The organism is Elioraea rosea (assembly GCF_007644105.1).
Taxonomy (GTDB): domain Bacteria; phylum Pseudomonadota; class Alphaproteobacteria; order Acetobacterales; family Acetobacteraceae; genus Elioraea_A; species Elioraea_A rosea.
Genome location: NZ_VFAC01000017.1, coordinates 19,127 through 33,420 on the forward strand (window position 1 = coordinate 19,127; position 14,294 = coordinate 33,420).

Sequence of the window (14,294 nt, forward strand, 5' to 3'; positions counted from 1 at the left end):
TCACCCGTCGCGCGGAAGCCCGCCCGATGCACGCGCCCTGCCGCACACCGCCGCGGCGAGATCGCGGACCCTTGCCTTCTCCTCCTCGAGCCGCATCGCCGCCTCGGCATGCGCCAGCGCATGTGCCGAGGAGCGTGCCGCCGCCTCGGCGAAGCCCTCGCACCGCGTCGCGGCGAGCGCGCCGAGCCCCTTCTGAAGCCTGACCTGCACCTCGACATGCGTTGCGCCGTCGCGCGCGATGGGCGCGAAAACGTCGTCGAACAGGTCCTCGAGCCTCAACGTGGCGAGCCGGACACGCGGGCATCGCGGCGCCTCGTCGCGCCGTTCGGCGCGGCCCTCGCCCCAGCCGGAGAGAAGCCGCACGCCGCGGCCGATCACGTCGATCGCCGTGCCGGGATCGTTCACGGCGGGCGACAGCGCCCGCGAGGCGATCTCGGCGAGGACGCAGAGGCCGAAGCGGGGGTCCTGCTCGAAGGTACGATTGGGGCCTATGGCGAAGGCGGCGCGCACCGTCTCCTCGAGCGCCTGCGCATCCGCACCCTGCACCGCGGCGAGCGGCTTCAGCGCATCGACGAACTTTCCCGGCGCGGCCAGAACATAGATCGTCGCGTCATGCTCCTTCGCGCAGGCCTCCAGCGCCCCCATGTCGATGTGCTGCACGTACCCGATCGGCCCGTGCAACCGCTCGGCATCGTCAGGGACCGCCTCGAGCGGTGCCGCGCCGAGATTGGGGTGTTCCAGCCACCTGTCGAGCGCCTCCCGGGTCGTCGTCTCGACGAGGCCGATCGTTTCGACGACTCGCCCGAAGCCCGCGAGATAGTCCACCCAGCGCAGCAGCGTCACCGCGACGAGAAGGATCAGCAGGATGGTGAAGACGAGCAGGATCGCCCGCCCCTGCGACCCGTAGAGCCCCGTGCCGAGCGCGATGATGCCGACGAGGCTGTAGAGGAACGCGCCGACGAAGGTGCCGACGACGTTCTTGCTCGTCGTGTCGTCCATCAACAGCTTCGTCGCGCGCGGCGTGACGGAATTCGTCGCCGCGCCGTAGGCCGAGACGATCGTCGACAGCGAGAACACCGCGACAGCGAGCATGCTGTTCGCGAGCAGGTTCAGGATGTCGTCGATGACGCTCGCGCCGATCTTCGTCGTCATGCTGTCGGGCACGAAGGGGGCCAGCACGATGCCCGAGACCGCGGCCACGATGCCGGCCAGGCTGAACAGCGCCGCGCGGAACCAGAACTGCCGCGATACGACGATCGCGAGCCACTGCCAGCGCGCGAGCATCACCCCGGCTCAGGCAGCGGCGCGCTCGCCCGCGCGCGCCTCCATGGCGCGACGATAGCGGGTCGCCTCGTCGTCCTTGGCGCGCACGTCCGCCCAGCCGACGACCGCGCCCGCGGCGACCGGCCGCGTCAGCGCCACGCCATGCGCGAGCCCGATCGGCAGACCACCCAGGGACAGTGATCGCGCGGCCGGAACGACCTTGCCCCAGACCGTCGAGCCGCCCTCGCCATCCAGCATCTCGCCAGGAAAAAGGTTGCGCTTGGCGACCGCGACGACATCGGCACGCCAGGCCTCCGGCGCTCCGGTCGCCTCGCCGCGCAGGGCAGCGGAGGCGACGGAGATGCCGAGCTCGAGCCCGATGAAGTGATAGGGCCGGTAGAGAGCGCCATAGCGACCGGAGGGGTCGGTGTGCACGCCGTATTCGGAGAAGCAGCGGCGCACATATTCCGTCTCGCCTTCGAACACGGCATAAACACCCCAGCGCAGGTCGCGGAACACCCCGTGCCCATCCCGTTCCAGGGACGAGACGACCTCGACCATCCCCTTTGCCGCGAGCACGCCGCCCTCCGACGCGGGGCGCAGGATGAGCGGCAGGTCATCGACGCCGCAGGGCGGGAAAAGCAAGCCATCCTCCGGCGCATCGAGGCCGGTGGCGTTGGCGATCGCCGCCATCTCGATGCCGCTCTTCGTACCGTCGAGGAAGGAATTGAACATCTGCGGGTTCATCCCGCCCGCCGCGGCCGCCTCCGGGCTGAGCCCGTAATGGCCCCACACCGTCTCCGGCGTCGAGGCATGGTAGATGGGAAGGTACTTCGTCCCCTTTCCGGCAGCGACGACAGGGAACCCCGACGCGCGCAGCGTGTCGACGAGCTCGCACACCAGCGCCGGCTGGTCGCCATAGGCGAGGCTGTAGACGACGCCTGCCTTCGCCGCCTCGGCGGCGAGCGCGGGGCCGGCCAGCACGTCCGCCTCGACATTGACCATCACGACATGCTTGCCCGCAATGATCGCCGCGCGGGCGTGGGCTATGCCGGCAGACGGATGGCCCGTCGCCTCGATCACCACCTCGAGGCGCGGATCGGCGAGCATGGCCATCGCATCCTCGGTGAGCCAGGTGGTGCGCCCCGACAGCGCGGCATCGAGCGAGGGCGCGTCGGCGCGGCCCTTTTCCCAGCCGATGCGCGCGAGGTTGGCCCGCGCGAGGTCAGGCGCGAGGTCGGCGATCGCGGCGACGTGAAGGCCCGGGCTGCGCGGCACCTGGGCGAGGAACATCGAGGCGAACTTGCCGCACCCGATGAGCCCGATGCGCACCGGCTTGCCCGACGCCTCGCGGGCGCGCAGCTTGGCGTGAAGGTTCATCGCAATCCTCCCTTGGCGGTGCTCGGCCCCCCACCCTATCGTGGTGGCCCGCCCGACGACAGGTCACCCGCCCAGCTCACCCCCCCAGGTCGCCAGCCAGTCAGCCAACAGAGCCGAGGACAGAGACGCATGAAGACGCGCGCCGCCGTCGCCTGGGAGGCAGGCAAGCCTCTCACCATCGAAACGATCGAGATCGGCGGCCCGAAGGAGGGCGAGGTTCTCGTCGAGGTGATGGCGACGGGGGTGTGCCACACCGACGCCTACACGCTCTCCGGCGCCGACCCCGAGGGGCTGTTCCCCGCCATCCTCGGCCACGAGGGCGCGGGCATCGTGCGCGAGGTCGGGCCCGGCGTGACGACGCTCAAGCCCGGCGATCACGTCATCCCGCTCTACACGCCCGAGTGCCGGCAGTGCAAAACCTGCCTCTCCCGTCGCTCGAATCTCTGCACGGCGATCCGCGCCACCCAGGGCAAGGGGCTGATGCCCGACGGCTCCTCGCGCTTCCGCTGCGAGGGCAACGCGGTGTTCCACTACATGGGCTGCTCGACCTTCGCGAACTTCACCGTGCTGCCCGAGATCGCGCTCGCCAAGGTCCGCGAGGACGCGCCCTTCGACAAGATCTGCTACATCGGCTGCGGCGTGACGACCGGGATCGGCGCGGTGCTGTGGACGGCCAAGGTGTGGCCCGGCGCCAATGTCGCGGTGTTCGGCCTGGGCGGCATCGGGCTCAACGTGATCCAGGGTGCGCGCATGGTCGGCGCCGACAGGATCATCGGCATCGACCTCAACCCCGCACGCCGCGAGCAGGCCGAGCGCTTCGGCATGACCCACTTCATCAACCCCGACGAGGTGGGCCGCGACAAGGTGGTCCAGGCGGTGATCGACCTCACCGGCGGCGGGGCGGATTTTTCCTTCGAATGCATCGGCAACACCACGACGATGCGCCAGGCGCTCGAGTGCTGCCATCGCGGCTGGGGCGAGAGCATCATCATCGGCGTTGCCGGCGCAGGACAGGAGATCTCGACACGGCCATTCCAGCTCGTCACCGGAAGGGTGTGGAAGGGCACGGCCTTCGGCGGCGCGCGCGGGCGGACCGACGTGCCGAAGATCGTCGACTGGTACATGGACGGGAAGATCGAGATCGACAGCCTGATCACCCACACCATGCCGCTCGAGGAGATCAACACCGCCTTCGATCTGATGCACGAAGGCAGGTCGATCCGTTCGGTGGTGGTGTACTGAGGCTCCTCAGGGGCAGGGCTGGGGCTCGAGGCGTCCTCGCGTCGGTTTCCCCTCGGGCACGTAACGGTAGAGGGGCGTTCCGGGATAGGCCGCACAGAGCGCGCCGTCACGCGCGCGGCCGAGGTCGCGCGCGATCTGCACGGGCTTCTCCAGGTCGATCCCGTTCCGCGGGTAGTCGAGCGAGTTGGCTTCCAGCGGGCGGATCTGCCATCGGCTGACATGCACGGGGTGGGTGGGCACGAGCACGATGCCCCTCTCGAGCGCCCGGGCCAGAACCAGGGGATCGCTCCGCGCCTCGACGAGTGCATGCGCGAAGGCGGAATGGCCCGCGATGAAGCCGAGATTGGCCGCCGTCTGCACGATCGCGGCAGCGGCGATCGCCGCGACCGGGACGGCTGGAGGCGAGCGCACACAGGCAGCGGCTGTCATCGCGATCAACGGGAAGGCCGCGTACCAGTAGCGTGGCCCGAACTGGAAGCCGCCGTAGTCGGGGTAGAATACAAAGAATACAACGAGAGCCGGGAACAGGAGGTCATCGAGGCGCAACGCGTGTGCCCGGATCGCACCGCTCAATCCGAGGACCCAGAGCCCGATGAGGGTAAGCCCTGCGAAGGCCACCAAGGCGAGCAACCACCGCGCGGTGTACTGCAGTGCGCGGGCCCGATAGTGGGCGCCGTCCACGCCCGTTCCCCAGAGACCGATCCGCAGATCGGGGAACCCCCAGGCCAGCACCGTCTGCAGCGGGTCGCCGGTGATCGCGGCATTGTAGGCGAGGAAGGCCAGGCCGATCGGCAGGCCGCCCGCCGCGGAAAGCAGCGCCTCGGGAATGAACGCCACGCGGCGTCGCCACAGCCCGTCGGCGACATGGGCCAGGGCGGCAATCGCGAACACTTCGTAGCGCGTGACGAGCAGGACCGAGAACAGCACCCCGATCATGACGTGCTTCCACCACGCATCGCGCCGCTCGGCCCACAGCCGCGCAGCGACGATGGCGACGACACCGAACGCCGAGAGCTGGTGCGTGAAGAGGCTGGCGGCGTTGAACACCGCGAATGGGCTGAGCGCCACCATGGCCGCGAGGGGCAGAACCACTGCCCAGGCTGCACCCCTCAACCGCAGTGCAGCGACGAGCGCCGCGGTCGTTGCCGCGCCCAGAAGCGGATTGACGAAGCTACGCGGCAAGGCGACGAGGTCGGCCGCCACAAGCATGGCGGGAAAGCCTGGGGGGTACTGGCTGACCCACTTCCCCGCCTCCCGGACGATGTAGAAGAAGTCGAACACCTCGGCCAGGTTGGGCACATCGTTCCAGAGCCGCCCCGCTGCAAGCGTGTCGGCCAAGAACATGTAGCCGTACTCGTCGGCGCTGTTGGGATATCCCCGCAGTATTGCCAGCGCAACGATGGCGGCCAGGATGCCCGCCGGCAGGGGCAGCAGCAGTGTGAGCCATCGCGCCGTCCGCTCCTGGAGCTCCGGCCGCGTGTCGCCGCGTGCGGCGCGCAGGGCAAGCAGCGCGATCCCCAGCCCGAGCGCAAGAGTGATCGCGGAGAACACCACAACCGGCGGGCGAAGCAGCGGCAGCGCGCCGGCCGCGAAACCGAGACAGGCGGCGATGACGGCGGGAACGATGGCGAGCGGGCGGGCGCGCCCCGCCTCGACCGAAATGGCAACCATCTGAAAAGGCCCCCGCATCGTGAACGATGCATTAAGGCGGGAGCCTAGCAGCGCGGCCGCCGCGCGTGCCAGCGCCATGTCTCAGCTAGGGAGGGGGCAATCGACCATCGGGTCCAGTTGCGAAGTATCGGCGCTTCTGCCATTCGAATGCGGGCGGCGGCGCGGGTCCTGCGTTGCCGCGTCGGGTACAGGGAAGGACCTGGGTCGCGACACGGACCGGGTTGTGAAAGGGAGACCGCGCGTGGACTACGCGCTGCAGCAGCTCGTGAACGGGCTGACACTCGGCATGATCTACGGTCTGATCGCGCTGGGCTACACGATGGTCTACGGCATCATCGGCATGATCAACTTCGCCCATGGCGACGTGTTCATGATCGGCGCCTTCATCTCGTTGATTTCCTTCATTCTTCTCGGAATGGGCGGGATCACGGCGGTGCCGATCGCACTCGTCCTCGTGCTGGCCATAGCGATGTGCTTCACAGCGCTCTACGGGTTCGCGGTCGAGCGCGTGGCCTACCGGCCGCTCCGCGGCTCCTTCCGGCTCGCGCCGCTGATCTCGGCGATCGGGATGAGCATCTTCCTGCAGAACTTCGTCCAGGTGGCGCAGGGCGCGCGCGTCAAGCCGCTCGAGCCCGTGGTCACCGGCGGCATTGTTCTGATGGAGGGCGGGACCTTCACCGTCACCATCTCGGCGATGCAGATCATCATCATCCTGACGACGCTCGTGGTGCTGACGATCTTCACCCTGATCGTCGCGCGCACGCCGCTCGGACGCGCGATGCGCGCCTGCGAGCAGGACCAGCGCATGGCGAAGCTTCTGGGCATCGACGTCGATCGCACGATCAGCCTCACCTTCGTCATCGGTGCGGCGCTCGCCGCCGTGGCGGGCATGATGTACCTGCTCTACTACGGGGTGATCGACTTCTTCATCGGCTTCGTCGCCGGGGTGAAGGCCTTCACCGCGGCCGTGCTCGGTGGCATCGGCAGCCTTCCCGGAGCGGTGCTCGGCGGGCTGCTGATCGGGCTGATCGAGACGTTCTGGTCTGCGTATTTCTCGGTCCAGTACAAGGATGTCGCGGCCTTCTCGATCCTCGCGCTCACACTGCTGTTCATGCCTTCGGGGCTGCTCGGCCGCCACGACGTCGAGAAGGTCTGAGGCCGTGGCGCAGGCCGGCTTCCCTGCCATCGTGAAGGATGCCGGGCTCGCGGCCCTTGTCGCGCTCGGCGTGGGCGCGCCGCTGCTTGGGTTGCAGACCGTGCCGGGCGAGCGCGGGCTCGATCTCGTTACGAGGCCAGGGCTTCTTCTCGCCACGGTCTGCGCGGTCTTTGTCGGGCGGCTCCTGCTCGGGCTTTTCCTCGCCAACCGGCGCAGCGCAGCACGCAGCGCCGCACGCCGCGCGGCCGACGCGCCGCCGCGCATCGGGCTCACGCCGATGCAGCGCGTCGGCAAGATGGTCGCCCCTGCCTTCCTTGCCCTCGCCGTGCTCATGCCGGTGCTGCCGGGCATTGGACGTTACGAGATCGACCTCGGCACGCTCGTGCTGACCTATGTGATGCTCGGTTGGGGGCTGAACATCGTCGTCGGCCTCGCGGGGCTGCTCGATCTCGGCTACGTCGCGTTCTACGCCGTGGGCGCCTACGGCTACGCGCTTCTGGCCAAGTTCTTCGACCTCTCCTTCTGGGCAGCACTTCCGCTGACGGGGCTGCTCGCCGCGGCCTGGGGCATCATCCTCGGCTTCCCCGTGCTGCGATTGCGGGGCGACTATCTCGCCATCGTCACGCTCGCCTTCGGCGAGATCATCCGCGTCGTCCTGCTGAACTGGACGAGCCTGACCGGCGGGCCGAACGGGATGAGCGGCATTCCGCGCCCGACCTTCTTCGGCCTGCCCTTCTCGATGTCGGGGGGTGAGGGAACCTTCGCGGGCTTCTTCGGGCTCGAGCCGTCGCCGATCCACCGGGTGATGTTTCTCTACTACATCATCCTCGCGCTCGCCCTGATCACCAACTTCGTCACCATCCGGCTGCGCCGCCATCCCGTCGGCCGCGCGTGGGAGGCGCTACGGGAGGATGAGATCGCCTCGCGCGCGCTCGGCCTCTCGGTGGTCGCTGTGAAGCTCACCGCCTTCGCCACGGGCGCGATGTTCGGCGGCTTCGCCGGCGCCTTCTTCGCCACCCGCCAGGGCTTCATCAGCCCGGAGAGCTTCACCTTCATCGAGAGCGCGCTGATCCTTGCCATCGTCGTGCTCGGCGGCATGGGAAGCCAGCTCGGCGTCGCCATCGCCGCGACCCTGATGATCGGCGGGTTCGAGGTGTTCCGCGGGCTCGACGAGTACCGCATGCTCGTGTTCGGCCTCGCGATGGTTGCGATCATGGTCTGGCGGCCGCGCGGGCTCATCTCCTCGCGCGAGCCGTCCGTGAGCCTCGGCGCGCGCCGCAATGTCGGCGCCGAGCATGTCGCGGAGGGCAAGGGATGAGCGCGCCCATCCTCGCCGTCGAGGGGCTGACGATGCGCTTCGGCGGACTGCTTGCCGTCGACCAGCTCTCCCTCTCCGCGGCGCGCGGCGAGATCACCGCGATCATCGGACCGAACGGCGCAGGCAAGACCACGGTGTTCAACTGCCTGACCGGCTTTTACCGGCCGACGGGCGGCAGCATCACCGTCACCCACGAGAACGGCGAGACCTTCCGGCTCGAGCGGCTGCCGCAGCACCACATCGTGCGGGACGCGCGCATCGCGCGGACTTTCCAGAACATCCGCCTGTTCGGCGGCATGACGGTACTCGAGAACCTGATGGTCGCGCAGCACAACAGGCTGATGCGCGAAGGTGCCAGGCTGCCGCTCGCGCTCGTCGGCTTCGGACCGTACATGCGCCGCGAGGCCGCGGCGGTCGACCGCGCGCGCTTCTGGCTCGAGCGCACCGGGCTGATCGAGCGCGCAGACGATGCCGCCGCCTCGCTTCCCTACGGCGCGCAGAGGCGGCTCGAGATCGCGCGCGCGATGTGCACCGAGCCGCAGCTTCTCTGCCTCGACGAGCCCGCGGCGGGGCTGAACCCGCGCGAGAGCGACGCGCTGAACGAGCTCATCCTGTTCATCCGCGACACCGGGGCGGACGGGCGCGGCTGCTCGGTGCTTCTAATCGAGCACGACATGTCGGTGGTGATGACGATCAGCGACCACATCGTCGTGCTCGACTACGGGCGGAAGATCGCCGATGGCGCACCGGCCGCGATCCGCGAGGACCCGAAGGTGATCGCCGCCTATCTCGGCGTGGACGAGGAGGAGGCGCTGGCGGTCGACGCCGCGCTGCAGAAGCAGTGACGGCCGCCGCCGAGCCGATGCTGTCGCTCTCGGGCGTGACGACGGCCTATGGCTCGATCGTCGCGCTGCGCGACGTCGCCATCGAGGTGAACCGCGGCGAGATCGTCACGCTGATCGGCGCGAACGGGGCGGGCAAGTCCACCCTGATGATGACGATCTGCGGCAGCCCCGCACCGCGCGAGGGAGCCGTCATCTATGACGGAGCCGACATCGCGGGCATGCCGACGCACCTGATCATGCGCCGCGGCATCGCCCAGTCGCCCGAGGGGCGGCGCATCTTCCCGCGCATGACCGTGCTCGAGAACCTGCGCATGGGCTCGGAGGTGATCGGCGGTCAGCATTTCGAGGAAGACCTCGAGAAGGTCTGCACGCTGTTCCCGCGCCTGAAGGAGCGGCTGGCGCAGCGCGGCGGCACGCTCTCTGGCGGCGAGCAGCAGATGCTCGCCATCGCCCGGGCGCTGATGAGCCGGCCGAGGCTCCTTCTGCTCGACGAGCCCTCGCTTGGCCTCGCGCCGATGGTGGTGCGGCAGATCTTTTCCGCGATCCGCGACCTCAACCGAACCACGGGGCTGACCGTCCTGCTCGTCGAGCAGAACGCCTATCATGCGCTCCGGCTCGCCCATCGCGGCTACGTTCTCGTCAATGGGCGCATCACGATGAGCGGCACGGGCGCCGATCTCCTTGCCCGGCCCGAGGTTCGGGCAGCCTATCTCGAGGGCGGGCGCCACTGAGGCGAACCGGCAAAAGCCCGGCTTGCCTCTTCCCCGCCCCCCCGTTCTTTCTCTAGGCTTCACCCCAGGCCGCGGTTCACGCGGCCATCATCACGGAGGGAGACGACAATGTTCCGCAGAACGCTCGTCGCGGCCGCGGCCGCAGGCGCGCTGATCGCCGGCACCGGCGCCGCAGAGGCGCAGATCCGGATCGCGACGGCAGGGCCGATGACCGGCCAGTACGCCGCCTTCGGGGCCCAGATGCGCGCCGGCGCCGAGCAGGCGATCGCCGACATCAACGCCGCCGGCGGCGTGCTCGGCCAGCAGCTCGCGCTCGAGATCGGCGACGATGCCTGCGACCCGCGCCAGGCCGTGTCGGTCGCCAACAACCTCGCCAGCCGCCGCGTCCAGTTCGTCGCGGGCCATTTCTGCTCGGGAAGCTCGATCCCGGCCAGCAAGGTATACGCCGAGGAGGGAATCCTCCAGATCAGCCCCGCGAGCACCAACCCGCGGTTCACCGACGAGGGTGGCTGGAACACGTTCCGCGTCTGCGGCCGTGACGACCAGCAGGGCCTGATCGCGGGCAACTTCATCGCCCGCACCTTCCCTGGCCAGCGCGTGGCCATCCTTCACGACAACTCGGCCTACGGCAAAGGCCTGGCCGACGAAGTGAAGAAGAACATGAACGCCGCCGGCCTGCAGGAGACGATCTACCAGGCCTACGTGGCGGGCGAGCGTGACTACTCCGCCCTCGTCAGCCGACTGCAGCAGGCCAACATCCAGGTCGTCTACTTCGGCGGCTATCACACCGAGTCCGGCCTGATCGTGCGCCAGATGCGCGAGCGCGGCCTCAACGCGGTGGCGATCGGCGCCGACGCGCTGGTGACCAACGAGTACTGGCAGATCACCGGGCCGGCCGGCGAAGGCACGCTGATGACCTTCTCCTCCGACCCGCGCCGGCGTCCGACCGCTGCCGAGGTGGTGGCGAAGTTCCGCGCCAAGAACGTCGATCCCGAGGGCTACGTCCTCTACACCTACGCCGCGATCCAGGTGTGGGCAGAGGCCGCGAAGAAGGCGGGCACCACCAACCCGCAGCGCGTCGCGCAGGAGATGAAGGCCTCTGGCCCGTGGCAGACGGTGCTCGGCCCGATCAGCTTCGACGCCAAGGGCGACGTGACGGTGCCCGACTACGTGTTCTACGTCTGGCGCAACGGCGCCTACAGCGAGATGTGAGCAAGGCGGGGCCGGCCCGGCCGGCCCTCGCAGACCGGGCCGTTCCCCTCGCGGGGAACGGCCCTTTTTTTGGCGGCGCGTCAGCCCACCGCTGCGGGATGGGCGCCGATCGTCTGCAACACCTCGAAGCCCTCGAACTGCGGCCCGCCGCGGGTCATCGGCTTCGACTGCCCGGCTCCGGCATGGGCGCGGCGGAACTGCTCGGACCGCGTCCACCCCTCGAAATGCGCCTTCGACGCCCAGAGCGTCCAGGAGCTGTAGAGGACGTAGTCCTCCACCGCCGGGCCTTTCAGGAGGTGGAAGGCCACGAACCCGTCGAGCTCGTGCAGGTGGCTCTCGCGGCCGAGCCAGGCGGCCTCGAAGGCCGCCGCCTCCTCCGGGATGACGCGGAACCGGTTCGACGCGACGAACACCGCTCAGGCCTCGCGCGACATGTTGAGCGGAAGGGAAAGCCCGCGCCGCTCGACCTTCAGCCCGCGCCGGTACGCGGCCGAGACGTAGTACTGGCCCACCGGCCAGTAGGGCAGGTCCTGGAAGAACGCCTCCTGGATGCGGCGGCCGACGGCCTGGCGGGCGCCGAGGTCGGGCGCCTCGAACCACTCGTCGCGCAGCGTCTCGAGCCGCTCGCTCGTCGGCCAACCGAACCACGCATTCTGGCCGTTGGCGCGAAGCAGCGGGTGGCCACCGGGGTTCGAGAGGTCGTCGCCGCCGAACAGGACGATCACCGCGTTCCAGCCGCCCTGGTCCGGTGGGTTCTTGTTGCCACGCCGCTGCAGCATCGAGCTCCAGTCCGACGTCGCGGCCTCCGCGTCGAGGCCGATCTTCCGGAACATGTCGATGGCGACGAGGGTGAGGGTGGAGTTCACCACCTGGTCTGCCGGGTTCAGCACGACGACCTTCGCGCCGGCCTTGCCGGTCGCGGCGAGGGCGCGCTTCGCCGCCTCGAGGTCACGCGGCGTGGTGATGGCCGAAAGTCCCGCATCGGAGGCGAGCGGCGTGCCGTGCGGGAAGCAGCCGATGCCGTCGCGCCAGCGCTCGCGGTCGTCGCCGAGGATCGACTGCATGAAGTCCGACTGGGTGAGCGCGGGCAGCACCGCGCGGCGCACCGCTGGGTCGTCGAAGGGCGGGTGGAGGTGGTTCGGCCGCAGCATGGCGATCGTGCCGCTGTCCTCGATTCGGTCGACCACCACGTTGCGCTGGCGCGCGAGAAGCGGCTGCAGGTCGGGCGCGACGCGCTCGTAGAAGTCCATCTCGCCCGCCTGAACGGCGGCGGCTGCCGTCGAGGGGTCGGGGATGATGTGCCACTCGACGCGCTCGAACTGTGCGAGCTTCGGCCCCGCCGTGACGCTGACCGGCCCGACAGGCGTCGGCGAGTACCGGTCGAACTTCTGGTAGACGACGAGCGCACCCGATCGCCGCTCGGAGGCGACGAACCGGTACGGCCCCGAGCCGACGATCTCGGTGATCGGCGTCGTCGCCGGCGTGTTGGCGAAGCGCTCGGGCATCACGAAGCAGGGGTAGGAGGAGTGCTTGGCGAGCGACTCGATGAGCAGGGCGTAGGGCCGCTTCAGCCTGATCTCGAAGCGCCGGTCATCGAGCACGCGGATCTCGTCGAGCCGGGACGCGAGCGTCTGGCCGAGCGTGTCGCGCGGCATCCAACGCTTGATTGAGGCGACGGCGTCCTTCGCCAGCACCTTCTCGCCGTCGTGGAACAGCGGCCCGTCGCGCAGCGTGATCGTCCACCGCAGGCCGTCGTCGCTGACCGTGTGGCCCTCGGCAAGCTGCGGGTAGGGCCGCGCCTCGACGTCGATGCCGTAGAGCGTGTCCCACACCAGGTGGCCATGGTTGCGCACGGCGTAGGAGGTCGTCGCCAGCGGGTCGATCGTCGAGACGTCCGCCTGGGGGATCATCTTGAGAGTCGTCGCCCGCGCGCCCTGGGCGAGCGCCGGGCGGGCGAGCGCTGCGGAGGCAAGGGCGGGAACGGTGCCGAGCAGGGTTCTGCGCTTCATCAGGGGGCTCCTCGCTGAGGGGAACACGATGGCCGCACGATCACCCGTCGGCGGCAAATGAACAATCCTCATCGGAGCGATAGGCGGGGGCGATCGCAAGGCCTGCGCGATGGCCCCCGCCACTCGACACGCGGTGGTGGAGGGCTATCGTGGCGCCTGGACAGTCGCCCCACAGGGCCGGAGACGGGACGGGTTGGACGAGCGCGACATCCGAGGCGGCCTCGCCCGTGACGCGATCAGGGCGCGGTGCTGGCGCCTCTGCCGGCGGCGGGCCGGCGATGGCTGACGCACGATCACGCGCCCGCCCGGTCAGCGACGCGGACGAGCGGGCGGAAGGGACGCTCGCACGCCTGCGCGAGGCGGATGCTCCCGCACCCGATGCCGCTGCCCCGGCCAGGCCGAGCGTCGCGCAGCGCCAGCGCAGGCGGATCGCGCTCCTGGTCCTCGGCCCGCTCGTGCTCGCCGTGGTGGGGCTGCATCTCTACCTCTCCGGCGGCCGCTTCGTGACGACGGACAATGCCTATGTGCGGGCCGAGCGCATCGACATCGCCACCGACGTGCCGGGCTTCGTCGCCCAGCTCGCCGTGCGCGAGAACGAGGCGGTCGCGGAAGGCCAGCTCCTGTTCCGCCTCGACGACGAGCCCTACCGCATCGCTCTCGCCGGCGCGCTCGCCCGGCTCGATGGGGTGCGCAACGAGATCACCACGCTCCAGGCGACCTATCGCGGCAAGCTCGCCGAGCTCACCCAGGCGCGCACCGATGTCGCCTTCTACGAGGCGCAGTTCCGCCGCCAGCAGGAGCTGTCCGGCCGCGGCGTCGCCGCCCAGGCAGCGCTCGACCAGGCGCGGCGCGATGTCGATGCCGCCCATGCGCGCGTCCTGGTGGCCGAACGCCAGGCGGAGGTGACGCTCGCCGCTCTCGGCGGCACGCCCGATGCCTCGCCAGACCGCCACCCGAGGGTGCAGGAAGCGCAGGCCGCCGTCGGCCGGGCGGAGCGTGATCTCCGCCGCACGCGCGTCCACGCCCCTGTTGCCGGCATCGTCACCCGCGTCGACCATCTGCCCGAGGGCGCCTACCTCCCTGCCGAGCGCGCAGCCTTCGTGCTCGTCGCGACGGAGCGGCTCTGGGTGGAGGCGAGCCCGAAGGAAACCGCTCTCACCCACGTCAAGGTCGGCGACCGCGCGACGGTGCGCGTCGACACCTATCCCGGCCGCCCGATCGCCGCACGTGTGGCGAGCATCAGCCCGGCCTCGGGGGCGGAGTTCGCGGTGCTTCCGCCGCAGAACGCCTCCGGCAACTGGGTGAAGGTGGTCCAGCGCATCCCCGTACGCCTCGCGCTCGAGCTGCCCGAGGATGGGCCGACGCTGCGCGCGGGGATGAGCGTCACGGTCGAGGTCGATACGGGCGAGACACGAAGTCTGGGAGGCCTGTTGGACTGGCTGCGCCGGCAGGCGCCGTTCTAGGGCC

Annotated in this window: 12 protein-coding genes; 7 read left to right on the forward strand and 5 right to left on the reverse strand. The window is 69.7% G+C overall.

Features of this window, described 5'->3' with window-relative positions:
• Both FIF60_RS11945 and FIF60_RS11950 read right to left on the reverse strand, forming a co-directional pair.
• Positions 1–1,284 carry a DUF2254 domain-containing protein gene (locus FIF60_RS11945; protein WP_144186316.1) on the reverse strand — a complete coding sequence of 428 codons (1,284 nt, stop codon included), beginning with the start codon at positions 1,282–1,284 and terminating at the stop codon, positions 1–3.
• Positions 1,285–1,293: 9 nt separating this feature from the next.
• Complete coding sequence (locus tag FIF60_RS11950) at positions 1,294–2,643, reverse strand: NAD(P)H-dependent oxidoreductase (protein WP_144186317.1); 1,350 nt, start codon at positions 2,641–2,643, stop codon at positions 1,294–1,296.
• A gap of 129 nt (positions 2,644–2,772) precedes the next feature.
• Between FIF60_RS11950 and FIF60_RS11955 the strand changes: the two genes are divergently transcribed.
• Positions 2,773–3,885 carry an S-(hydroxymethyl)glutathione dehydrogenase/class III alcohol dehydrogenase gene (locus tag FIF60_RS11955; protein ID WP_144186318.1) on the forward strand — a complete coding sequence of 371 codons (1,113 nt, stop codon included), beginning with the start codon at positions 2,773–2,775 and terminating at the stop codon, positions 3,883–3,885.
• Positions 3,886–3,891: 6 nt separating this feature from the next.
• Here the strand turns inward: FIF60_RS11955 and FIF60_RS11960 are convergent, their stop codons facing one another.
• Complete coding sequence (locus FIF60_RS11960) at positions 3,892–5,556, reverse strand: hypothetical protein (RefSeq protein WP_144186319.1); 1,665 nt, start codon at positions 5,554–5,556, stop codon at positions 3,892–3,894.
• 241 nt (positions 5,557–5,797) lie between these two features.
• Here FIF60_RS11960 and FIF60_RS11965 point away from each other — a divergent pair, with 241 nt between their 5' ends.
• The 5 genes from FIF60_RS11965 to FIF60_RS11985 all read left to right on the forward strand — a co-directional run bounded on the left by FIF60_RS11965 (position 5,798) and on the right by FIF60_RS11985 (position 10,818).
• Positions 5,798–6,712: an ABC transporter permease subunit gene (locus FIF60_RS11965; protein ID WP_144186320.1), complete on the forward strand. Its 915-nt coding sequence runs from the start codon at positions 5,798–5,800 to the stop codon at positions 6,710–6,712.
• Between the two features lie 4 nt (positions 6,713–6,716).
• A complete protein-coding gene (gene livM, locus FIF60_RS11970) occupies positions 6,717–8,030 on the forward strand; it encodes a high-affinity branched-chain amino acid ABC transporter permease LivM (RefSeq protein ID WP_239451602.1) in 1,314 nt (437 codons plus the stop codon).
• A complete protein-coding gene (locus FIF60_RS11975) occupies positions 8,027–8,875 on the forward strand; it encodes an ABC transporter ATP-binding protein (RefSeq protein ID WP_144186322.1) in 849 nt (282 codons plus the stop codon). The genes livM and FIF60_RS11975 overlap by 4 nt, the downstream gene beginning before the upstream one ends.
• 17 nt (positions 8,876–8,892) lie before the next feature.
• Positions 8,893–9,606, forward strand: a complete 714-nt coding sequence (locus FIF60_RS11980) for an ABC transporter ATP-binding protein (RefSeq protein ID WP_144186372.1) — start codon at positions 8,893–8,895, stop codon at positions 9,604–9,606.
• 108 nt (positions 9,607–9,714) lie between these two features.
• Positions 9,715–10,818: a branched-chain amino acid ABC transporter substrate-binding protein gene (locus tag FIF60_RS11985; protein WP_144186323.1), complete on the forward strand. Its 1,104-nt coding sequence runs from the start codon at positions 9,715–9,717 to the stop codon at positions 10,816–10,818.
• An 80-nt stretch (positions 10,819–10,898) separates the two neighbouring features.
• On the opposite strand, the gene FIF60_RS11990 is transcribed toward FIF60_RS11985, so the two are convergent.
• Both FIF60_RS11990 and FIF60_RS11995 read right to left on the reverse strand, forming a co-directional pair.
• Complete coding sequence (locus FIF60_RS11990; RefSeq protein WP_144186324.1) at positions 10,899–11,231, reverse strand: antibiotic biosynthesis monooxygenase family protein; 333 nt, start codon at positions 11,229–11,231, stop codon at positions 10,899–10,901.
• Between the two features lie 3 nt (positions 11,232–11,234).
• Positions 11,235–12,827, reverse strand: coding sequence for an ABC transporter substrate-binding protein (locus tag FIF60_RS11995; protein WP_204251178.1), 1,593 nt, complete (start codon positions 12,825–12,827; stop codon positions 11,235–11,237).
• A 278-nt stretch (positions 12,828–13,105) separates the two neighbouring features.
• Here FIF60_RS11995 and FIF60_RS12000 point away from each other — a divergent pair, with 278 nt between their 5' ends.
• Positions 13,106–14,290 (forward strand): HlyD family secretion protein, encoded by a 1,185-nt coding sequence (locus FIF60_RS12000; RefSeq protein WP_144186325.1) that lies wholly within the window; start codon positions 13,106–13,108, stop codon positions 14,288–14,290.
• Positions 14,291–14,294: the final 4 nt, after the last annotated feature.

Bases quoted from the DNA above. Each gene is read 5' to 3' on its own strand.
- FIF60_RS11945 (WP_144186316.1), bottom strand. From the start codon at position 1,284: ATGCTCGCGCGCTGGCAGTGGCTCGCGATCGTCGTATCGCGGCAGTTC.
- FIF60_RS11950 (WP_144186317.1), bottom strand. From the start codon at position 2,643: ATGAACCTTCACGCCAAGCTGCGCGCCCGCGAGGCGTCGGGCAAGCCG.
- FIF60_RS11955 (WP_144186318.1), top strand. From the start codon at position 2,773: ATGAAGACGCGCGCCGCCGTCGCCTGGGAGGCAGGCAAGCCTCTCACC.
- FIF60_RS11960 (WP_144186319.1), bottom strand. From the start codon at position 5,556: ATGGTTGCCATTTCGGTCGAGGCGGGGCGCGCCCGCCCGCTCGCCATC.
- FIF60_RS11975 (WP_144186322.1), top strand. From the start codon at position 8,027: ATGAGCGCGCCCATCCTCGCCGTCGAGGGGCTGACGATGCGCTTCGGC.
- FIF60_RS11980 (WP_144186372.1), top strand. From the start codon at position 8,893: ATGCTGTCGCTCTCGGGCGTGACGACGGCCTATGGCTCGATCGTCGCG.
- FIF60_RS11985 (WP_144186323.1), top strand. From the start codon at position 9,715: ATGTTCCGCAGAACGCTCGTCGCGGCCGCGGCCGCAGGCGCGCTGATC.
- FIF60_RS11995 (WP_204251178.1), bottom strand. From the start codon at position 12,827: ATGAAGCGCAGAACCCTGCTCGGCACCGTTCCCGCCCTTGCCTCCGCA.
- FIF60_RS12000 (WP_144186325.1), top strand. From the start codon at position 13,106: ATGGCTGACGCACGATCACGCGCCCGCCCGGTCAGCGACGCGGACGAG.